The 21,719-nt window shown below is 48.0% G+C and carries 21 protein-coding genes; 11 read left to right on the top strand and 10 right to left on the bottom strand.

The features are described 5' to 3' along the window. Positions 1-125: 125 nt before the first annotated feature. Complete coding sequence (locus DS731_RS10715) at positions 126-788, bottom strand: hypothetical protein (RefSeq protein ID WP_150154275.1); 663 nt, start codon at positions 786-788, stop codon at positions 126-128. A gap of 247 nt (positions 789-1,035) precedes the next feature. Between DS731_RS10715 and DS731_RS10710 the strand changes: the two genes are divergently transcribed. After that, positions 1,036-2,190: an IS110 family transposase gene (locus DS731_RS10710; protein ID WP_119501319.1), complete on the top strand. Its 1,155-nt coding sequence runs from the start codon at positions 1,036-1,038 to the stop codon at positions 2,188-2,190. 423 nt (positions 2,191-2,613) lie between these two features. Here DS731_RS10710 and DS731_RS10705 read toward each other — a convergent pair whose 3' ends face one another. From DS731_RS10705 to DS731_RS10695, 3 genes are all read right to left on the bottom strand, one after another. Then, positions 2,614-2,991 (bottom strand): hypothetical protein, encoded by a 378-nt coding sequence (locus DS731_RS10705; RefSeq protein ID WP_119501318.1) that lies wholly within the window; start codon positions 2,989-2,991, stop codon positions 2,614-2,616. Between the two features lie 242 nt (positions 2,992-3,233). Continuing rightward, entirely contained in the window at positions 3,234-4,667 is a 1,434-nt protein-coding gene (gene rmuC / locus DS731_RS10700) for a DNA recombination protein RmuC (RefSeq protein WP_119501317.1), read from the bottom strand. A 92-nt stretch (positions 4,668-4,759) separates the two neighbouring features. Further along, the gene (locus DS731_RS10695; protein WP_119501316.1) at positions 4,760-6,289 is read right to left on the bottom strand and encodes a fumarate hydratase; all 1,530 of its coding nucleotides are present in this window, start codon (positions 6,287-6,289) and stop codon (positions 4,760-4,762) included. A 150-nt stretch (positions 6,290-6,439) separates the two neighbouring features. Between DS731_RS10695 and pabB the strand changes: the two genes are divergently transcribed. The 3 genes from pabB to DS731_RS10680 all read left to right on the top strand — a co-directional run bounded on the left by pabB (position 6,440) and on the right by DS731_RS10680 (position 9,930). Beyond that, entirely contained in the window at positions 6,440-7,867 is a 1,428-nt protein-coding gene (gene pabB / locus DS731_RS10690) for an aminodeoxychorismate synthase component I (protein WP_119501315.1), read from the top strand. Beyond that, entirely contained in the window at positions 7,854-8,429 is a 576-nt protein-coding gene (locus tag DS731_RS10685; RefSeq protein ID WP_119501314.1) for a CoA pyrophosphatase, read from the top strand. The genes pabB and DS731_RS10685 overlap by 14 nt, the downstream gene beginning before the upstream one ends. A 127-nt stretch (positions 8,430-8,556) precedes the next feature. Continuing rightward, the gene (locus tag DS731_RS10680) at positions 8,557-9,930 is read left to right on the top strand and encodes an L-serine ammonia-lyase (protein ID WP_119501313.1); all 1,374 of its coding nucleotides are present in this window, start codon (positions 8,557-8,559) and stop codon (positions 9,928-9,930) included. A gap of 47 nt (positions 9,931-9,977) precedes the next feature. Here the strand turns inward: DS731_RS10680 and cysB are convergent, their stop codons facing one another. Further along, positions 9,978-10,952 carry an HTH-type transcriptional regulator CysB gene (gene cysB / locus DS731_RS10675; protein WP_119501312.1) on the bottom strand — a complete coding sequence of 325 codons (975 nt, stop codon included), beginning with the start codon at positions 10,950-10,952 and terminating at the stop codon, positions 9,978-9,980. A gap of 267 nt (positions 10,953-11,219) precedes the next feature. Between cysB and DS731_RS10670 the strand changes: the two genes are divergently transcribed. From DS731_RS10670 to DS731_RS10660, 3 genes are all read left to right on the top strand, one after another. Beyond that, a complete protein-coding gene (locus tag DS731_RS10670; protein ID WP_119501311.1) occupies positions 11,220-11,918 on the top strand; it encodes a sensor histidine kinase in 699 nt (232 codons plus the stop codon). A 78-nt stretch (positions 11,919-11,996) separates the two neighbouring features. After that, positions 11,997-12,761: a hypothetical protein gene (locus DS731_RS10665; protein WP_119501310.1), complete on the top strand. Its 765-nt coding sequence runs from the start codon at positions 11,997-11,999 to the stop codon at positions 12,759-12,761. A 24-nt stretch (positions 12,762-12,785) separates the two neighbouring features. Further along, positions 12,786-13,208 (top strand): DUF4124 domain-containing protein, encoded by a 423-nt coding sequence (locus DS731_RS10660; protein WP_119501309.1) that lies wholly within the window; start codon positions 12,786-12,788, stop codon positions 13,206-13,208. A gap of 13 nt (positions 13,209-13,221) precedes the next feature. On the opposite strand, the gene DS731_RS10655 is transcribed toward DS731_RS10660, so the two are convergent. Continuing rightward, complete coding sequence (locus tag DS731_RS10655; protein ID WP_119501308.1) at positions 13,222-14,127, bottom strand: LysR family transcriptional regulator; 906 nt, start codon at positions 14,125-14,127, stop codon at positions 13,222-13,224. Between the two features lie 104 nt (positions 14,128-14,231). On the opposite strand from DS731_RS10655, the gene DS731_RS10650 reads away from it, so the two are divergent. The 3 genes from DS731_RS10650 (at position 14,232) to DS731_RS10640 (ending at position 17,055) form a co-directional block, all read left to right on the top strand. Beyond that, on the top strand, positions 14,232-14,939 hold the full coding sequence (locus DS731_RS10650; protein ID WP_119501307.1) for a CoA transferase subunit A: 708 nt from the start codon (positions 14,232-14,234) through the stop codon (positions 14,937-14,939). A 2-nt stretch (positions 14,940-14,941) separates the two neighbouring features. Then, on the top strand, positions 14,942-15,598 hold the full coding sequence (locus tag DS731_RS10645) for a CoA transferase subunit B (RefSeq protein WP_119501306.1): 657 nt from the start codon (positions 14,942-14,944) through the stop codon (positions 15,596-15,598). A gap of 122 nt (positions 15,599-15,720) precedes the next feature. Continuing rightward, positions 15,721-17,055: a DEAD/DEAH box helicase gene (locus tag DS731_RS10640; RefSeq protein ID WP_119503388.1), complete on the top strand. Its 1,335-nt coding sequence runs from the start codon at positions 15,721-15,723 to the stop codon at positions 17,053-17,055. Between the two features lie 49 nt (positions 17,056-17,104). Here the strand turns inward: DS731_RS10640 and DS731_RS10635 are convergent, their stop codons facing one another. The 3 genes from DS731_RS10635 to DS731_RS10625 form a co-directional block, all read right to left on the bottom strand. Beyond that, on the bottom strand, positions 17,105-17,347 hold the full coding sequence (locus tag DS731_RS10635; protein ID WP_119501305.1) for an EF-hand domain-containing protein: 243 nt from the start codon (positions 17,345-17,347) through the stop codon (positions 17,105-17,107). Positions 17,348-17,406: 59 nt separating this feature from the next. Next, the gene (gene trhO / locus DS731_RS10630; RefSeq protein ID WP_119501304.1) at positions 17,407-18,405 is read right to left on the bottom strand and encodes an oxygen-dependent tRNA uridine(34) hydroxylase TrhO; all 999 of its coding nucleotides are present in this window, start codon (positions 18,403-18,405) and stop codon (positions 17,407-17,409) included. Positions 18,406-18,522: 117 nt separating this feature from the next. Further along, positions 18,523-19,029: a VC2046/SO_2500 family protein gene (locus tag DS731_RS10625; protein WP_119501303.1), complete on the bottom strand. Its 507-nt coding sequence runs from the start codon at positions 19,027-19,029 to the stop codon at positions 18,523-18,525. A 121-nt stretch (positions 19,030-19,150) separates the two neighbouring features. Between DS731_RS10625 and DS731_RS10620 the strand changes: the two genes are divergently transcribed. Continuing rightward, a complete protein-coding gene (locus tag DS731_RS10620; RefSeq protein ID WP_119501302.1) occupies positions 19,151-20,791 on the top strand; it encodes a response regulator in 1,641 nt (546 codons plus the stop codon). Here DS731_RS10620 and DS731_RS10615 read toward each other — a convergent pair. Further along, the gene (locus tag DS731_RS10615) at positions 20,765-21,718 is read right to left on the bottom strand and encodes a DMT family transporter (RefSeq protein ID WP_119501301.1); all 954 of its coding nucleotides are present in this window, start codon (positions 21,716-21,718) and stop codon (positions 20,765-20,767) included. The genes DS731_RS10620 and DS731_RS10615 overlap by 27 nt on opposite strands. Position 21,719 lies beyond the last annotated feature (1 nt).

Genomic DNA, 21,719 nt, shown 5'->3' with positions numbered 1-21,719 from the left:
GCGAAATAGCTCCCACATTAAAGGCGACACCATATGGGCTAAAATCCGGGCGAAGCGACAGAGCCCACGTGTTACTGTCCCAGGGAGCCTGCGGGCGACTTAATGTGATTGTTATGCGCCATTCACTATAAAGTACTGATTAACTTTACAGCAAAATCTCCCCAGGCTTGCGATTTAAAAAGAGTATTCATAGCCACGACCAACACGCAAAACAATGCGACGGACGAAAATGTACTTATGTATAAACGTTTTTTAGTTTTCCAATCATATAAAATTAGTACGGCGTAAACGAAAGATATGAAAATGTACATAGAATAACTTGGTAGAGTTAAAATGTGCACAGCCCGATTAAGCCCTTCAGGCATCATTTGAATCGCTGCCGCTATCATGAATCGTTTATGGTGCGCTTGGTTCTTTATATTTAAAATGCCCAAAATATAAAGGGTCGAAAAAATTAACCATTGAAGAAAAACGCCGCCAAGGAAACTACCTGCACGAATCCTTGCTTCGGCATCCTCGGGATTGAACACGCCGAATCCTGCCATACGATGATAGAATTCGAAAACCATTACAGAACCTGTGACAAGAATTCCGATAACAATAAAAACGCTAAGTTTCCCTAATGTTTTATGGGTAGAATACTTGCCGATATTCGATAATCTAATTTGATTGATAAGCAACAAATACCATGCAGTACTAAAGGCTCCATGTAAACCTATCCAAATTGTGACTCTATCCAAACTGGACGGATTAACGCTCCAATTAAGAGCAAAACCACCGATAACCACGATAGTTATGAAAAGTGAGAACGGTAAGTAGAACTTAGATTCAGAGGACGACAACTTTTTCGAATTCCTATTCACAAATAAGTGACTCCATGTCAATAATCGACCAAGCCGCGAGTCTCAGTGGCAGCGGAAATGGCGCATAGACACAATGACTCCCTGTGAAATGCTAGCCTCCGCATTTTCGTGGGTTAGCTGAAAGCCAGTGCCATAATTAGTTTGCTTAAGACTAATTCATTTGGAGGCTAGCATGAATAAACATAGCATGATTTTTATCGGCTTGGATACGCACAAAGAATTCCATGAAGTAGCTTATTGTGAAGAACAACGCGGGGCGAGTCCTGTTCACTTTGGCCGCATACCCTCTTCCAAAGTTAGCGTTAAGAAGCTGCTCCGTCAGTTCGAATCGAAATACCCCGGTGCCACACTTCACGTTGTTTATGAAGCCGGTCCCTGTGGTTACTGGATTTACCGTCTCATCACCAGTCTGGGTCATTGCTGCTATGTTGTCGCCCCTTCCCTCATTCCTAAGAAACCCGGTGAGCATATTAAAACTGACCGTCGGGATGCGCTTAAACTTGTCAGGTCACTAAAGTCTGAAGATCTCACCCCTGTCTATGTGCCTGAACCGGAAGATGAAGCAATTCGTGATTTAGCCCGCGCCCGCGAAGCAGCAATGAAAGATTTAAAAGAAGCTAAATATCAGCTGAAAGCCTTGCTACTTCGCAACAATATTCGTTATGAAGGAACGGCCAACTGGTCTAAGAAACACTTACGCTGGCTGACCGAACTGATATTACCCCATCCGGCCCAGCAGATAGTTTTGCAGGAACAACTTCAGACCATTGACGAACGCATTCGACGGTTAGAAAGGCTGGATAATGAATTGACCCATCACGTTCACCAGTGGCGTTACTATCCGGTAGTGAAAGCTATTCAGGCCATGCGGGGTGTCAGGTTGTTGGTGGCGGTGGGCGTGGTAGCAGAACTTGGCGATTTACAACGCTTCGATCATCCCAGAAAACTCATGGCGTATTTGGGGTTAGTCCCCGGTGAACAATCCTCCGGGGGCAAGCGTCGCCTGGGGGCCATTACGAAAGCCGGGAATGGCAGGGCCAGACGCCTGTTGATTGAAGGTGCACACAGTTACCGATACCCAGCGAACATCTCCACCGAATTACAATTAAGGCAGGAAGGCTTACCCAAAGACATCGTTGATATTGCCTGGAAGGCCCAGCTTCGCCTGTGCAAACGCTACCAGCGCATGATTAAAAGAGGCAAACACTACAATCTGATTATTACCGCGATAGCCAGAGAAATGGCTGCCTACATCTGGGCAATCGCAAAAGAAGTGGTACTCACACCGGTTAATCCAAAACTCAGATTAAGCAGAGTACCCACATGATAAACGAGTTTGAGCTAACGCATTCGGATCGGGCCGCGGAAAGTGGCACAACCTACGAGGGTGTTATGATGGCAATCACTTAGCCGTGATTGACCCACGCGCATAGACTGATGAGAAGGTGCCACGGCGGATTGAGTAAGGTCAGCTCTGCTTATTCCTCGAATAAGTAACCTACGAATACCAGCATACCAACCGACGAATTTACTGCCTCATCCGGTGCGTTAGCTCATTTAATTTTAATGAGAAATACAACTGCTTATGGACTGAAAGAGTGTCAGGGAAGCGCTCGTTCGGGGTTGACAAAGGGAGTCATACCAACACCCACATAAGGGGCAGTAACACGTGGGCTAAAATCCGAGCGAAGCGACAGAGCCCACGTGTTACTGTCCCAGCGAGCCTGCGAGCCTGCGAGCCTGCGAGCGACTATAGCGGTTTGTTATGTACGTTGCCTTTAATTGCGCGAATAACTGAGAATACACTAACAAATAGAAGCGCTGCCAAAACTTGTGCGATGTAGACAAAGAACAGACCGATAGATGACTGAGGATCGGATCCTGTTCCGAAAATCATTGAAAGGCTAGAAAGTACTAGAAGTACTAGTAGTGTTGCGGTGGCAATCAATAATTTACGGCTTTTTTGTTTGACGAAATGGGTAAACGCAAAGATAACTAAGTAAGGAAAAGCGCATACTAAAAGAGCTAAAGGGCTTTCAGAATTAAATGGGCCTGACGGAAATAAGAAAACTACAAATGGTGCAAGTAGACTGATTAACTTAATAGGCAGTTCAAGCTTGTAAACCATGGTTCAATTCCTTTGAGTACATAACTACTATTTAGATCCCAAACAGTCTGTTTTAAACACACCAGTTTGGGGTATTTTTTGCGTTCTATAACACCAAGACTAAGCCAAAAATTCAACCAAATCCATCTGTTAGTCGTTATCCGGGTTTATGAGCGTGGATAAAAATCGACAATTCGGCCCGGTCTCAAAAATGGTGTATTTCACCCGCTAATATCACTGCTCAAAAGCAAAAAATAAAAAAATTATTCACTTTCACCATCAGCCATTAACCCGGCAGACAGCTTCTTCTGAGGCTGTACGCCGAGTTCTCTGAAGTATTCTACCTGACGTACCAGATTGCCCCGCCCTTCGGTGAGTTTATTCATCGCCGATTCGTAGGCCTTTTGGGTGCTCTCGACACTTTTACCAATTTTTTCCAGATCACCCGTAAAGCCGACGAATTTGTCGTACAGCTTACCCGCATGTTCGGCAATGTGCTGAGCATTCTGATGCTGGTATTCGTATTGCCAGATGTTGTTGATAGTCCTCAGCGCCACCAGCAGATTGGTGGGGCTGACTAATAGTATGTTATTGTCCAGTGCCAGCGACACCAGTGACGGGTCTTCCTGAACGGCAAGTAAAAATGCAGGCTCAACAGGAATAAACATGAGCACGTAATCCAGCGTGCGCAACGACTTTAAATCCTGATAGCGCTTATTCCCCAGGCCTTTAATGTGAGATTTCAGTGAATTCACGTGCTCAGTAAGAAAGCGTGCCCGCAGTACTTCGTCATCACAGTTGAAAAATTGCTCGTAGGCGCGCAGGCTCACTTTGGAATCGATGATGACATCTTTTTCATTCGGTAAATGCACCACAACGTCCGGCTGCTGCAATTTGCCATTCGCATCCTTTGCCGACACCTGAGTTTCAAACTCATGGCCCTCACGTAAACCGGATTCCTTTAAGATACGTTCCAGTACCACCTCACCCCAGTTTCCCTGCTGCTTATTGTCACCTTTCAGCGCTTTGGTCAGCGCTGCCGCTTCTTCAGTAATGCGCTTGTTCAGTTCTTTCAGTGTGAGAATTTCAGTTTTAAGGGATGCTCTCTCCTGCCCTTCACGGCTGTGCTGTTCGCCCATCTGCTTGCGGAACGTATCGATTTGCTGCTTCAGAGGTTCCAGTAGCGCATTCATGCCGGTCTGGTTAATTTGTGTAAAACGCTCACTTTTTTGTTCGAAGATACGGTTGGCTAAATTTTCGAATTGCGCCTGCAGTCTTTTCTCTGCCGCTTCCATTAAAGCTAATTTTTCTGTACTGGCTTTACTGGCCTCATCAAACTGTGCCTGCTGTGATTGCAATTGCGCTGTCAGCGCGGCATTGGTTCGCTGTTCTTCACGGCACTGCAACTTAAGTTCACTAATTTCATCTCTCAAAGGTGCCAGCAGTGCTGCCTTCTGACTAAGCTCCCCCAGTTGCGCCTGATTATTAAACAGCCTTTCACGGTATTCAGCCAGCTCGTCATCAAGTTGCTCACACTGTTGCTGCTTTTCTTCCAGTTTGTCCTGCAGTTGCTTAATCTGAAGATCATCCTGTAACCGGCGCTGGTTTGAGCGCATAGCCGCCAGGAGCCAGGTAATACCCGCAGCGATTACGGCAGCAAAAACGGGGAAGTAGGTTGAGGAAAGTAGCGCGTCCATAGTGTCATTCTCATTTTTATTGAATGTCTATTGTGCCACTCACAAACAAAAACGGGTACCCGAAGGTACCCGTTTACAGTAAAAAATACTGTTTATTTAGCCAGTTCTTTGTCCAGCTCTTCAATTTTCGCTTTCCAGATCGCCGGACCCGTTTTGTGCGCGTTTGCACCGGTGCTGTCTACAGCAACGGTAACCGGCATATCTTCAACTTCAAATTCGTAAATCGCTTCCATCCCCAAGTCTTCGAAAGCAACTACACGGGCTTTCTTAATAGCTTTGGAAACCAGGTAGGCCGCGCCGCCAACAGCCATCAGATACACTGATTTGTGTTTGGCAATGGAGTCTACAGTTGCAGGGCCACGCTCAGCTTTACCAATCATGCCGGCAATACCGGTTTTTTCCAGCATCATATCGGTGAATTTATCCATACGGGTAGCGGTAGTCGGGCCAGCAGGGCCTACCACTTCATCACCTACCGCATCAACCGGACCTACGTAATAAATGAACTTACCATTTAAATCAACGCCTTCCGGTAAACCTTCACCGTTCTCGAGCATGGTTTGAATGCGCTTGTGCGCCGCATCACGGCCTGTCAGCATTTTGCCTGACAGCAAAACAGTCTCGCCAACTTTCCATTCCTGAATGTCTTCTTTGGTGACTTCATCCATGTTCACACGGCGGGTATTCTCACCCACTTCCCAGGTCACTTCCGGCCACTCTTCCAGCTTAGGTGCCTTCAGATCAGCAGGACCGCTGCCATCAAGGTAGAAGTGCGCGTGACGGGTAGCCGCACAGTTAGGGATCATGGCAACCGGCTTGGAGGCGGCGTGGGTGGCTACTGATTTGATTTTCACATCAACAACCGTGGTTAAACCGCCGAGGCCCTGTGCGCCGATACCTAACTTGTTCACTGCATTGAAAATATCAACACGCAGTTTCTCGTCAGTGGTTTCAGGACCGCGTTCGATGAGTTCCTGAATATCTACAGGGTCCATTAAACTTTCTTTTGCCAGTACTGCGGCTTTCTCAGCCGTACCGCCAATACCCAGACCCAGCATACCGGGCGGACACCAGCCTGCCCCCATGGTTGGCAGCGTCTTAACAACCCACTCTACGATATCGTCAGACGGGTTTAACATGACCATCTTAGATTTGTTCTCGGAGCCACCACCTTTTGCGGCAATCATCACTTCGATTTTCTCACCGGGCACCATATCGATATGCACTACAGACGGCGTGTTGTCTTTGGTGTTTTTACGTGCACCGGCCGGGTCTGCAACAATAGATGCCCGCAGTGGGTTATCCGGATTGGTATACGCACGGCGTGTGCCTTCATCAACCATTTGCTGAACAGTCAGATCGGTTTTATCCCAGGTGACACCCATACCAATTTTAACGAAACACGTAACAATACCGGTATCCTGACACAGAGGACGTTTACCTTCGGCAGACATACGGGAGTTGATAAGAATTTGCGCCATGGCATCTTTCGCGGCCTGGCTTTGCTCTTTAAGGTAGGCCTGTTCTACGGCTTTGACATAATCCAGCGGGTGATAGTAGGAAATAAATTGAAGCGCATCTTCAATACTATCGATGAAGTCTTGTTGACGGATAACGGTCATGGCGTCCTCTTTTCTTATAGCCTTTGTGGTGTTAGGGAAAGGAAAAAGCGTATACTAGCGCATCTTGACAACCTGCACCACGCTTTACACGTGCGACTTTGGTGTCGGTTATGCGTTTTATTTATATAGGTTAGTAAGCTAGTTTCTTCCATGAGTGAACATCTGTACACCCCGCCGTCGACTACCCTGTTAATATCAGAGATAAGTGGGTATCCGCCTCTGACCGGCCTTTTTGAAAGCGTGCAGCACCAGCCTTATGCCATGCTGCTGGATACTGCCGGCAGCGACAAACGCTTTGGCCGGTTCAATATTATGGTGTGGGAACCGGATATCACTGTAATAACCCGCAATAATATCACTACGATATCCCGTCCGGGTTCTGATGACTCCGTTGAAGCCAACGGTAAACCTCTGGCAGTTCTTGATACCGTTCAGCGCCATTACTTTTCTGCGTTACAAACAGTGAGTGATGTACCGCAAGAAATACTTGAACAGTTACCTTTTCAAACAGGTACGGTGGGGCTGGCAGGTTATGATCTGGGGCGCAGTTATGAAACCTTACCTTCAAAGGCCCGCAATGATTACCTTTGTCCCGATCTTGCTGCCGGACTGTACTCGCAGTCGCTGATTGAAGATAACGAAACCGGAAAATTATATTATTGCAGGCTGGATGACAAACCTTCACAGCCTGACTTCATAACGCGGGAAGATAAACTGGCAAAAGCCGGTTCATTTTCATTAACAGGCGCCTGGCAGTCTAACCTGACAGAGCCGGAATACATCAGCGCCCTTGAAACTATTAATGATTATCTGCTCGCCGGTGACTGCTATCAGGTCAACATGGCCCAGCGCTTTACCGCGACATTTAACGGTAGCGAATGGGACGCTTACAAAACCCTTCGCACCGCAAACAAAGCGCCGTTTTCCGCTTTTATCCGCCTAGACAATACCGCCATCCTGAGTATTTCTCCTGAGCGTTTTTTATCAGTGAAAGACGGTTGTGTGGAAACGAAACCCATTAAAGGCACCCGGCCACGCTTTGCCGATAAGGATAAAGACCGTGCCAGTGCGGAAGATTTGTTATCGGCTGAAAAAGACCGTGCTGAAAATTTGATGATCGTGGATTTGCTACGTAACGATCTCAGTAAACATTGCCAGCCCGGCTCTGTGAAGGTACCGGCATTATTTGCCCTTGAAAGTTATGAAGCTGTGCACCATATGGTCAGTACGGTTACCGGAAAGTTGAATACAGGAGCAAGCCCTCTTGATTTACTGGCTGGTGCCTTTCCCGGCGGCTCTATCACCGGTGCACCCAAAATCCGCGCCATGGAAATTATCGATGAATTAGAGCCCGACCGGCGTAATGTGTATTGCGGCAGTATTTTTTATGTCGGACACAGGCAAGATATGGACTCGAGTATTCTTATCCGCACACTGCTGGCTGAAAACGGCCGGCTGCATTGCTGGGCAGGCGGTGGCATCGTGGCAGACTCCGTTGCCGGGGATGAATATCAGGAAACGCTGGATAAGGTCTCGAAGATATTACCGGTACTGGAGACAAAGCGTGAACCGCAGTGAGTTTTTACAGCGATATCATCATTTACGGCAAATTGATTATGAAGCCGATTACCCGCTGCGCAAAACCGGGCGCGCAGCGGGTGTGCTCATCCCGCTGATCGATCATCCTGACGGCCTGACGGTACTGCTGACAGAACGTGCACATCACTTACGTCATCATCCCGGTCAAATCAGTTTCCCGGGCGGCGGCGCAGAACCACAGGACAATACACTGGCAGATACAGCCCTCAGGGAAGCCGAAGAAGAAGTTGGCTTACTCCGTTCTGAAGTGGACATCATCGGCGCTCTGCCTGAATACCGCACAATCAGTGGTTACGCCATGACGCCGGTTATCGGTTTTGTGAAGCCCGGCCCGGTTTTGACCATCGACCGTAACGAAGTTGCTGATGCTTTTGAAGTACCGTTAGCATTTCTTATGGACCGGCGGAATCACTTCGCCCACTTTATTGAACGTAAACAACAACGTTATCCGGTGTACTTTATGCCGTGGCAAAACCGCCTTATCTGGGGTGCAACCGCCGCCATACTCAGAAACCTGTCTTCCCACCTTTGTGACGACTGACCATCAACATTTCTTTACATCCCATTAGGTTTACTTATTCCTGCATTAGGATTTCTGTATTGTAGTTGATCCGGTTCAGATGCATGATCATTAACTATAATTAAAATAAAGTGAGAAACGGTTAAGTATGATCAGTGTTTTTGACATGTTCAGTGTCGGTATCGGACCATCCAGTTCCCATACTGTCGGCCCGATGCGGGCGGGTGCGGAGTTCGCCTCAGAGCTTGCAGGTGAAAACCGTCTGGAATCCGTTGCGTCTGTGCGGGTGGAATTATTCGGTTCGCTGGGACAAACAGGCAAAGGCCACGGTACCGGTAAAGCGGTAATCCTGGGGTTACTCGGTGAGTTGCCGGAGTCAATTAACGTTGATGCGATCGACAGCATGCTGGATACCATTCACCATGCCGGTAAACTGATGCTTAACGGTACCCGCAGCGTTAGCTTCCCGAATAAAAACGCGGTGATTTTTCATCGCCGTAAAACGCTGCCAAAGCATGCCAACGCCCTCACATTCTTTGCCTACGATAACAATGATGAACTGGTTAAAAGCCAGACTTATTACAGCATTGGCGGCGGCTTTATCATTAAAGATGAAGACTTTGACGCAGCCAAAACCCTTGCTATTGCTACGCAGGCGTCAGTGCCCTACCCGTTTAAAACGTCAGAACAACTGTGCCAGCAGTGTAACGCCAACGGTTTACGCATCAGTTCTCTGATGCTGAAAAACGAAAGCGTATTGCGCCCGGCCGCAGAAGTAAAACGCATGCTGTTCGATATCTGGCTGGTCATGAAAGCCTGTATTGACCGTGGTATTGATAATGAAGGTATATTGCCGGGTGGCTTGAAAGTGGTACGCCGGGCACCGGGTCTCTACCGCCGTTTGCAATCTGAGCGCTCTGCCGATCCTATGCAAACTATGGACTGGGTAAATCTGTTTGCGCTGGCAGTGAACGAAGAAAATGCTGCCGGAGGCCGTGTCGTCACAGCACCAACCAATGGCGCAGCCGGCATTATTCCGGCTGTACTGGCGTATTTTGATAAATTCATCCGTCCTGTTGATGAAGAAACGGCTGCCCGGTTCCTGCTTACCGCCGGTGCTATCGGTATTTTATATAAAGAAAATGCTTCTATATCCGGCGCAGAAGTCGGTTGTCAGGGTGAAGTGGGCGTTGCCTGTTCAATGGCAGCCGGTGCACTGGCTGAAATCATGGGTGGCACTGTAGCTGCTGTGGAAAATGCCGCAGAAATTGGTATGGAACATAACCTGGGACTGACCTGCGATCCGGTCGGCGGACTAGTTCAGGTGCCGTGTATTGAGCGTAATGCCATGGGCGCCATCAAGGCTATCAATGCCAGCCGTCTGGCGCTTCGCGGTTCCGGTGAGCATAAAGTATCACTGGATAAGGTGATAAAAACCATGCGTGATACCGGTAATGACATGAAGACCAAATACAAAGAAACCGCCAGAGGCGGTCTTGCGGTTAATATTATCGAATGCTGATGTAACACAGGCCGGAATAATCCGGCCTGTTTTGTTTCACGAAGGTGTTATTTCACCGGCAGCGTAATGCCTCTGAACATCTTCTCTACTTCATCATTATTTTTCAGCATCATGGCTTTTTCGACTTTGTCTTTGGTCAGATGCGGCGCGAAACGCTCAATGAAGTCGTACATGTAGGTACGTAAGAACGAGCCTTTACGGAATCCGATTTTCGTGGTGCTGTAATCGAACAAATGAGACGCATCGATTTTCACGAGATCATCATCCAGCTCTTCACTCACCGCCATAGAAGCGATTACACCGATCCCCACACCTAAACGCACATAGGTTTTAATGACATCAGCATCGGTGGCAGTAAACACTATCTTCGGCGTCAGACCGGCACGTTCAAATGCCTGGTCAAGTTCCGAGCGGCCGGTAAAACCAAACACATAGGTGACCAGCGGATACTTGGCGATATCAGCGATATCAATTGAACCCTTTTTCGATAACGGATGGTCTTTATTCACTATCACGCTGCGGTTCCAGTGATAACAAGGCAGCATCACCAGATCGTTGTACAGGTGAAGCGCTTCGGTAGCGATGGCAAAATCCGCTTCGCCTTTCGCGGCAAGGTCAGATATTTGCGACGGCGTTCCCTGGTGCATATGTAACGACACCTTAGGGTATTTATTCATGAAGCCTTTAATCACATCAGGTAACGCGTAACGGGCCTGAGTATGAGTGGTGGCGATATTCAGCTTGCCCTGGTCAGGCAGCGTATGCTCCCGGGCTACAGATTTAATACTCTCAACTTTGGCCAGTATTTCTCTGGCAATGTTAATCACATCGTTACCCGCGTCTGTTACATGAGTAAGATGTTTGCCGCTGCGACCGAAGATTTGCACACCAAGTTCATCTTCCAGCATCCTGACTTGCTTACTGATGCCGGGTTGTGAGGTGTAAAGACTTTCTGCTGTAGCGGATACGTTGAGATTGTTGTTCTGCACTTCTACTATGTAGCGAAGCTGCTGTAATTTCATGTTGTGTGTCCCTCACCGGCTGGAACGAATTGGTTCTGATTACCGTTATAACTAAAACCGCATGCGATTGCTATAGTCGATTTGGTTATAACCGAAGAAAGTACTATAAATGCAAATAATCGTTAATCACTTAGTGTTCAGGTATTTAGTTTCTCTGAAAATCACCGATAAACGAATAGTAAGCTATACTCAATGCGCCCGGGGCATCCTTTACAATTGCTGTACACCGTTGTTTCATAACACAAGACGCGCACATTCAGAGGATTTATGTCGGAAAAATCTCCGTTACAGACCATCGATTTTTCGTCCGTGCTGGCAGCAGCCGTACACGATATGAAAAATTCACTGTGCCTGCTTATCCAGTCCATCGAGTCGCTGGCGGAGAACCTGCCTCCTGAAAACAGTCAGGCAAATGAAAAAGTTGCCAGCGTGCATTATGAGGCAACACGGCTTAATACCAATCTTGTGCAGATCCTGTCCTTATACCGAGCCGAACTCAATCAGTTGCCTGTAACCATTGATGAATGCTTTATCGACGATTTGTTTGAAGATGTCATGTCTTCCGTCCGCATTTATATGGAACAAAAGAATCTGCTTGTTACCATAAACGTGGAAAATGACATCAGCTGGTATCTCGACCGCGAACTCATATTCATGTTAATCAACGACGTATTGATTAACGCTATGCGCTATGGCACATCACAAATTATTTTGAATGCGGCGGTCCGTGACGAAACGCTTGTGATTACGGTGGAAGATGACGGGCCCGGCTATCCCTCTTCCATGCTGGAAAAAAGCACAGCAGACCTCGCCGGATTCGATTTGAGTCAGGGCCGGACGGGATTGGGCCTCTTTTTCGCGCGGCTGATTGCCAATGCCCATGTAAATAACAACCATTGCGGGGAGATTTCACTAAATAACGGTGGTAGTCTGGGTGGTAGTGTTTTTGAAGTAAAATTGCCTTAAACTTTAACTGGATAGGACGTTGAGCAGTGAAGTCCCGGCGACACAGGCAATTGAGACATTTTTAATGGATATATACTCATGTTTTTCACAATAATAATAATACTCATTGTTGTACTGGTCATTGCAGCCATTATGATCAATGCGTTTCAACAACACCGTGCTAAACAGGAAGCCGACCGCCGTAATGAGGCATCCAAGCACCGTAAAATTATTGATGAAACTGAAAATGTGATCATGGCCTGCTCAAACATGCCGGTATCCCAGCGTTTAATGGGGATCCTTCATGCCCGCGTGCACAATGCATTAAAAGCCATGGCGGAACTCGGTGCAGGCACACCTGATATTAAACAGCGTATAGCAGACGCTGAGAATTCTAAAAACAGTGCTATGTCGCTGGACTCTCCTGCAACCGCAGACTTTTCCCTGCCGGATAACGACAAACTGATTATTCAGTATATTCAGGCTGTAAAAAAACTCCGTATTTTGCTCCGTTCTGAGCATTCCAAAGGCAAAATTGAAAGCCGTATTTTCGCTGAAGAAGATAAAAGCCTGGAACGTTTGCAGTTAAAAGTGAATATCGAAACCTTAATTAAACGTGGCCGCGGTGCCATGCAATCCAATATGCTGGGCTCTGCCAGACAGTATTTTGAAAAAGCCATCAAAGCCCTGGAAAGTCAAAGCCAGCCGGATGAATACATCTTATCCCGCACTGCCACGTTGAAAGAATGGCTCACAGCCATTCAGGACGATCTTAAAAACGCCAATGCTGAAGACCGCGAGCGTCGCCGTGAAGCAGAACGGGACGAACTGGATGAATTATTTGCACCGAAGAAAAAATGGTAGTGAATACATAGCTGTTCCGGGCTGATGAAGAAAAAGGTATTTTTCGTACTCTGTGCGTTTATCATTAACGCATGCATCGTGCTCTGGCTTGTCCGCGAACCAATGACGGAACTGCTTACACAGCAAGACAATCCGGCCATTCAAAACATCACCAATGCGATGCCGTCACTTAACATGCCCGGCATCCTGCTACCGGAACTTCCGGACTTGCCTGAATTAACATCCATTGAATTACCTTCACTGACAGGTTCTGCTGACGATGAGAACAGCAACCGGCAGGCAACCAAATTCAAAGCGAGCAAAATCTGTGGCAGCACCGGCTCAGGTCAAATCACAGGAGGCAAAACACTGTATCGCTGGCAAGACGAAAACGGCATGGTACATCTGTCAGATAAGCCTCCTGAAAATCACTCACTGGCTGTCACCACACTTAATACATGCGATTAATAACCCCGATGTTTCATAGTGAGTTATTTTCTGACCGGGTATAGGCACGCTCACATAATTGCCAGAATTCGCCTGCCGCAACCGACAAGCCCCCCCGCTGACTACGGATCATACCCACGGGTTTCTTAAGCGGATTATCTTTGATGGCACAGCACAACAACCCGCGACTTTCCATTTGTTGCCGGCAAATAGCCGGCACCACAGAAATGCCCATTCCCTGCGCGATAAACTGGCCGACTGACCCAAGCTGACCGGTTTCCGCGATGATGTTCAGCTGGCCGGGCCCCTGCGCTGCCTGCTCAGTCCAGCGGCGCACTGCAGAGCCCCGGTTCATGGCGATAAACGGATGGGACAGCAATTCATGCCAGGGAACAGTATCCTGCATTGCCAGAGGATGACCCGGATACATCACGGCAATAAATTCATCGGTGAACAATGGCTTGAAGATCAGACCATCGGCTATTTCGGGCTCAAAAGTAAAACCAATTTCTGCGTTACCCTGTAAAACATTATCAATCGTTGCTTCCATGACCACGTCCAGCACCCGAAGGCGGATATTATTAAACTTGCGGTGGTAATCATTCAGTAACGCGGGAAGTTTACTCTCGGCAAAAGACGGCATTGCAGCAATGGTAAGTTTACCCTGTTGCATGGCGAACAGATTTTGCATGTCATGGAAGGTTTCATCCCATTCATTTACCAGACGCTTCGCATTGGGTAGCAGGGTTTGCCCTTCAGGGGTCAGTGAGACACGTCTGGTACTGCGGCTGAACAGTTTGCCGCCCAGTTGCTCTTCCATTTTTTTAATGGCAGACGACAAAGCAGGCTGCGTCAGATGGAGTTTTTCCGCTGCCTCAGCGAAAGTGGCAGATTCAGCCACACGGATGAACGCCAGCATGTTACGGTACGATATGCTCATATTGATAAAAATATTTTATTAATATTGATATAAAATCAATTTTACAAAATTTTATCAGTCACGGATACTTAAATTGATTCATTATTCATCAACAGGAGATTCATATGTCAGGTTTCGATAAAGTCGTTACCAGTTATGAAGCAGCACTGGAAGGTCTGTCTGACAACATGACCGTTGTGGCCGGCGGCTTTGGACTGTGTGGTATTCCGGAAGGGTTAATTGCACAAATCAAAACAGCAGGTGTAAAAGGCCTGACTGTGGTATCAAATAACTGCGGTGTCGACGGCTTTGGTCTCGGTATTTTGCTTGAAGACCGCCAGATCAAAAAAATGGTGTCTTCCTATGTTGGTGAAAATGCTCTGTTTGAAAAACAGTTGCTCGACGGCGAACTTGAGGTCGAACTGACCCCGCAAGGCACACTGGCTGAAAAGCTGCGCGCCGGTGGCGCCGGTATTCCCGCGTTCTACACGGCAACAGGCTACGGCACACCTGTCGGTGAAGGCAAAGAAGTGAAAGAGTTTAACGGCCGTCCTTATATTCTTGAAGAGTCTATTACCGGTGACTTTGCTATTGTCAAAGCCTGGAAAGCAGACCGCTATGGAAATTGCGTTTACCGTCACACCGCACAGAACTTTAATCCCATGGCAGCCACCGCAGGTAAAATCACTGTGGTTGAAGTTGAAGAAATTGTAGAGCCCGGTGAACTTGAGCCCTCTCAAATTCACACCCCGGGTATTTTCGTAGACCGCGTGATTAAAGGTACATTCGAAAAACGTATTGAGCGTCGCGTTACCGCGAAGAAGGAGGCGTAATCATGGCATTAACCAGAGATCAAATCGCAATGCGTGTGGCGCAGGAATTTCAGGACGGCAGTTACGTAAACCTCGGTATCGGTATTCCTACTCTGGCCGCTAACTATGTGCCAGAAGGCATAGAGGTTATGCTGCAATCAGAAAATGGTCTTTTAGGCATGGGCCGCTATCCTGATGAAGACGAAATTGACGCAGACATGATCAACGCCGGTAAAGAAACGGTGACGGCTATCACCGGCGCTTCTATTTTCAGTTCCGCCGACAGCTTCGCCATGATCCGTGGCGGGCACGTTGATTTCACTGTGCTGGGCGCATTTGAAGTCGATGTAAACGGTAATATCGCCAGCTGGATGATTCCCGGCAAACTCATTAAGGGCATGGGCGGTGCCATGGACCTGGTGGCCGGTGCGAAGAACATCATTGTTACCATGACTCACGCTGACAAACACGGTAATTCAAAACTGTTAGAGGCCTGCACCCTGCCCCTTACCGGCGTGAATTGCATTACACGCATCATCACAGATCTGGCCGTACTTGAAGTCGCAGACGGTGCTTTTCATCTGTGTGAACGGGCGCCCGGTGTTTCCGTGGACGAAATCCGTGAAAAAACCGCCGGCAAACTGATTGCCGCTGACGATGTACCGGAAATGCAACTTTAATCTTCCTGACATAAAGTAAAGAGGTGCCTTGCCGCACCTTTTTACTTTGCTTCCCGCCTTTATCTGACAAAGCCTTTCGTGGATAATACCGCCATTGTTTTATACGGGGTATTCACTTGAGCTTGTTAATTGCCGATCTTCCGGTTCACCATAAAATTGTCAAACGTTTGCAGGAAAAAGGCCTGGAAAGCCTGACTGAAGTGCAGGAACAAACTATTCTGCCGGCTCTGCAGGGCAAGGACATCATGGCATCGTCAAAAACCGGATCAGGTAAAACCTTTGCTTTTCTGATCCCTCTTGTTCACCGGTTAATGACCAGCAAAGCACTAAGCAAGCAGGATCCCCGCGCACTTATTCTTGCCCCTACCCGCGAGCTGGCCAAACAGGTGTTCTCGGAATTACGCAGCCTTGCCAATGGCGTCGGCCTGCAAAGTGCGCTGATTGTTGGTGGTGAAAATTATAACGATCAAACTAAAGTGCTCCGCCGCAACCCTCATGTCATTGTGGGCACCGCTGGCCGGATTGCAGACCACCTTGAAGACAAATCATTTTTTATTAACGGGCTGGAACTGCTTATTTTCGATGAAGCAGACCGTATGATGGATTTAGGCTTTGCGGAGCAGCTTAACCTGATCAACCGCTTCGCGGATCACCGTAAGCGTCAGACAATGTTGTTTTCTGCCACGCTGGATAATATTGCCCTGAATCATTTAACCCGCGACTTATTGAAGGCCCCTGTACGCGTAGCTGTTGGTGAGTCTACTGCTGCCCATCAGGATATCGACCAGACTTTGTATTTTGCCGATGACGTGGGACACAAAGATAACCTGCTGCTCACGGTACTTAAAGAGCAGGACTACAATCAGGCGGTAGTCTTTACAGCAACCAGAGAAGACACAGACCGCATTGCTGCCATTTTAAACGAACAGCATCTTGAAGCTGTTGCTTTACGTGGTGATTTGCCGCAAAACCAGCGGGCTGCCATCATGAGTAATTTCAGTCGTGGTCAGAATAGTGTGCTGGTTACCACGGATCTCGCTTCCCGGGGCCTGGATTTGCGCAAAGTAGGCTTAGTCGTCAACTTTGACCTGCCGAAACAGTCTGATGAATATATCCACCGGATTGGCCGTACAGGCCGGGCCGGAGACAAGGGTGTTGCTATTTCATTTGTGGGCCCGAGGGACTGGGCAAGCTACCTGACGATTAAAGATCATGTCAGCTATGATGTTGACTGCACCACGCATCCCCTGTTACCGGCGAAGTTCAGCGGTAAAAAGCAGATGAAGCCAAAGAATACAAAAGGACAGGATGAGCGTAATCGCAGTAAAACCGGCTCTGCCGGTCAAAAGCCGCCGGTGAAAAGGCGGGTGAATACCATGAAGGGCGATGAAGCCGGTCACATGCCGGTGATGAAGAAAAAACGCAATGATGTCATCGACGATGACGAAGAAGAATGACACAAAAAAACGGGCTGAATAAGCCCGTTTTTTTTAAAACTATGCAGGATTAATATTCCCACCAGCCTTCCTGCCACCAGGCAAGAAACTCTTCAAAATCGATGTAGCCGTCATCATTGTCGTCAATAATTTTGAACCCTTCTTCCACATGGCTCATTTTCGTTTTCGGCGACAATACGGTCAGCAGTTCAATAAATTCAGGCAGATCGATTTGACCGTTACCGTCTTTATCAAAGAAGCTGAAATCACTTTTGATTTCTGCGATTTTTTCTTCTGTAAGTTGGGTGCTCACTTAATGTCCTGATTAATTACGACTTATGAACAAAGTGTACAACCCAACTTCCCGGCTGTCTACTTAACCTGTGCCTGTTTTGCTGCCAGCGCACGTTGACGCTGCTCTTCTGCTTTTTCCTGACGACGTTTTTCCATTGCCAGTCTTGCATCAGAACCCACGTGCTCTTCGCTGCGTGCTTTCGCCAGCTGAACCTGTTTTTCACGCTCGCGGAAGCGGGCAATCTGGTCGTCACTGTGTGTACCGTGACAATGAGGGCAACTCACACCCGGCTCGTACTTATCAGACTGTTTGTCTTCTTCAGTAATCGGTAAACGACACGCATAGCAGGCATCATACTGACTTTTCTGTAAATCATGATTCACCGCAACACGGTTATCAAATACAAAACAGTCACCTTCCCATAAAGACTCTTCTGCCGGTACATCTTCCAGATATTGCAGAATACCGCCTTCCAGGTGATAAACCTCGTCAAATCCCTGCTCTTTCAGATAAGCCGTGGATTTCTCACAGCGGATACCGCCGGTACAGAACATGGCCACCTTCTTATGTTTTTCCGGGTCCATGTTATCTTTCACATAGTCAGGAAATTCACGGAAGGTCTTTGTGTTTGGATCGACGGCATGTTTGAAAGTACCGATTTCAATCTCGTAATCGTTGCGGGTATCAATAACCAGCACGTCAGGATCACTGATAAGGTCGTTCCAGTCTTTGGGTTTCACGTATGTACCCACCGTATGGCGGGGATCAATACCTTCCACACCCATTGTCACAATCTCTTTTTTCAGTTTTACCTTGGTGCGGTAGAACGGCTGCTCGTCATGCAGGGATTCTTTGTAAGAGATAGGGTTGATTCGCGGATCGCTGTTCAGATAAGCGAGTAAATTATCAATCCCTTCCCGGGGACCGGAAACTGTGCCGTTGATGCCTTCGCTGGCAAGCAATAATGTGCCTTTGATACCCTGCTCTTCCATCTTTTCGAGGAGCGGCTGGCGCATAGCTTCGTAGTTTTCAAGCGCAACGAATTTGTACATCGCGCAAACGATATATTGAGTCATTTTATATTTACCTTTGCTGATTGGAGCGTAAGACCAGTGCAAATTGCGGCGCGAAATATACCAGAACGTCTGCGATTTTCCAAATCAGCTCAGGACCTAACAAAAAATAAGCGTTTTTCAGGCAGTCAGCAATGAGGAAGAACCACTTATCACCTCATCCAGCATAGTTTCGTCTACTGGTTCCGGCGTGCGGGAAATATGCTGCAACCGCATACGGGTTGCCAGACTGCAATTTTCCTTAACTTCGGGAGGAATGAGCGTGGCATTGTCATGGGCACTTAACGGATCAGGATGCATAGACTGCCATAATGAAAAGGCCGCCGCTGAGCCGGAATTCGCCATCTTTGCCGTAGTATTGAGCGCCAGATAGTCTGCATCAGAGGGTTTAAGCGGTGACCGTTTATAGTGATTCAGACGGTCGGGAAAATGAGGATCGCCGGTAACCCCGTCTGCCTCTGCGGGTAACAGTGAAAAGTGCTCAGCACCGGGCTGACAATGCATGGCAAGGAAAAGGGAGAACTGCGCGCCTTTACCTGCCGCACGGGCAAGCTCCCCGTTCCATTCACGATCAGGGATCAGTGCCGGTAGCCGGCCAGAGTCAAAGGGTAAATCAGGTGTACTCATACTGTGCTTATCGGCATTGACCGGGATAACTAAAGACAGATCCGTACAAATTTACATACTTGAACTTTAGGCGTAATGGTCCGATCATTATACTAAAGTCTGGTTTCAGGGTAACAGGTAGATGAATTACGCAGATAAACGTGTACTGATTATAGAAGATCAGCGCCCTTTTCTGCTGGTTTTGCGGGGTCTGCTGCATTCTATGGGTGCAACCGAAGTTGTCACGAAATCCTCCGCAGAGCAGGCGTTATCCCTGTGCCGGAAACGCAAGTTTGATATCATCATCAGCGACCTTCATCTGGGCTCTGACAAAAAGAACGGTTTTGAATTTATCGAAGAGCTGCGTAGTCAGAAACTTGCAAAACCCTCAGCCATTGTGATGTTGATCAGTGCTGACAGCACCCGCCCCTTCGTACTGGGCTCTATTGATCGCGGACCTGACGACTACCTGATAAAACCCTTTTCCCAGAACCAGCTGAAAACCCGTCTTGAACGTGCCTGGAAAAAACGCCAGGCCCTGCTGCCCGTTTATCATGCGCTCCATGAAGGCGATACTGCCCTTGCCCGAAAGCAGGCGGAAAAGTTACTTGCTACTAACCGGCCTTACCGTGGTTCGGTTGCACAACTGCTCACCGGCATTTGCTGGCAACAGAAAGATTTCGCCGGTGCTCTGAATGTACTGAGCGATTTTGATACAGACAGACCTGTGCCCTGGTTGCAACTGGCACTGGCTAAAAACTGGTTAAAAATGAATGAGCGGGACAAGGCCCTTTCTATGGCACAAAGTGTTCTGCAACGTAACCGTTTCAGTGCCGAAGCTTATGACGTGGTGGCAGAATGCCAGTTACTCAATAACGACACTGAGCGGGCTGCAGAAACCATACGTCATGCCATCAAAATTTCCCCTTACTGCACAGAGCGTCATCACATTGCCTGTCATATCGCCCGTCAACACAAAGATTTTGTGCTGGCCAGTGAAAGTGCGCAGGCAATCTGGTTGTTGTCCCGAAAAACGGTGAAAGAGCATGCGGATATCTGGTGCAGCTACATTCGCAGTATTCTGGAAGTAGCGGAAAACGCTGAAGATAAGAAAACCCGTAACCGCTATCAGCAGGAAGCTCATCTTGCCGTGCAGCGGGGTAAATTTGACGATTACCTCAGCCGTAATAACGACGAATTCGATTTCGTGATCTATGAACAAATATTCACAGCCAGGCTTCACAGTATTGAAGGAAAGCTCATTGAAGCCAAGCGGGCGTTGAACAGTGGCCAGGAAGCGATACAGCAAAAATACGAGTCTTATCCGCAAACCTATGCGCCGGACAGTTTAAAAGTGATGTATGCCATCGGCGAATATGATGAAGCAGACGCTCTGGTGAATGTAATTCGATCAGGTAATGTGCACGATTCTGTAAGACAGATGCTGGATACCGACAAGCAAAAGGCTGCTGAAAAACAACAGCTTTACTCTATGCATAACAAAGAAGGCATTGAACATTATCAGCAGGGCGATTTTAAAGCGGCACGCACGTCTTTCACCAAAGCCCTGCAGTTTGCGCCGGTGAATACCGGGGTTGCCCTCAACCTGCTGCAATGCGTGATTAAACTGCTGAACACCGATACTAAAGAGCAGCCGGCTTTATTAACAGACAGCAAGCGGTTACTGAAACTGCTGGATGGTATGTTCATGAAGCCTCAGTTCCTGCAAAAGTTTGAGGAACTGAGAGCAGAATTATCAGGGCTTACCGGAAAGGCTGCCTGATAACACTTTGACAGGCTTTTTCTTTCCCAGCGCGGCCATCATCGAGCCGGTGACCACCAGTAATGCCCCGCCATATGCAACCGTGTCCAGTTCCGGCTGGTGAAAGGTATCAGGCATAATTTTCTCAGCTAACGTCATACTGATAAAAGTAAAGACCGGTTGTACTGCCAGCACGGCGGATACCTTAGACGCATACCAGACACGCATCGCCTCGGTGAAAGCTCCATAGGCAACCAGTGTATTCAGGCAGCAAAACACCAGTGCAGCCATTTGCAGACCGTCCATGGACATCAGCTCTGTCGGGGTACTCAGCGGAATAAGTAACAGGCCACCTGCGGCATACATAATGAGTGTGAGTTGTCTTGCTGATAAAGTGCGTAACAATGGTTTTTGCGCCAGTGCATAAATAGCCCATGCGACAGCTGAACCGGCGATGATGAACAGGCCGGCAATGCTTTCTGTTTCTGAGGCAAATATTTGAGGCAACCGCTGATTGAAAAACAATCCCAACCCGAGGATCAGAAGTCCCGCACCGGCAAACTGCACTTTGGTAAACGACTCTTTATACAACAACACCCCGCCGGTCATCAGCACAAATGGCGCGATTTGCATGAGAACCTGGGCACTGGACGCACTGAGGTAATTTAATCCCATAACGTTGGTGACATAATTGGTTACCAGCATCACCGTAGCGAGAGCCGCCAGCAACCAGCCATTACGGGTCAGCGATGCAGCGACAGGCAGGCTGCGACGTATTTTAAGAATAAAAAATACCACCAGCCCTGCCGTCAGGAACCGGTAAAAAGTAATTGTCGGGCTGTCCATTACCTTGAGGCAAAGGGTTAACGCCACGGGCAGCACGCCCCACAAAAAAGCGGTCAGCAGTGAAAGTAAAAAACCATAGACCGGTCTGAGTTGGGATTCCAAG

The sequence above is a fragment of the Alteromonas sp. RKMC-009 genome, from assembly GCF_003584565.2.
GTDB lineage: Bacteria > Pseudomonadota > Gammaproteobacteria > Enterobacterales > Alteromonadaceae > Alteromonas.
This window is presented reverse-complemented; position numbering and strand designations above follow the sequence as displayed.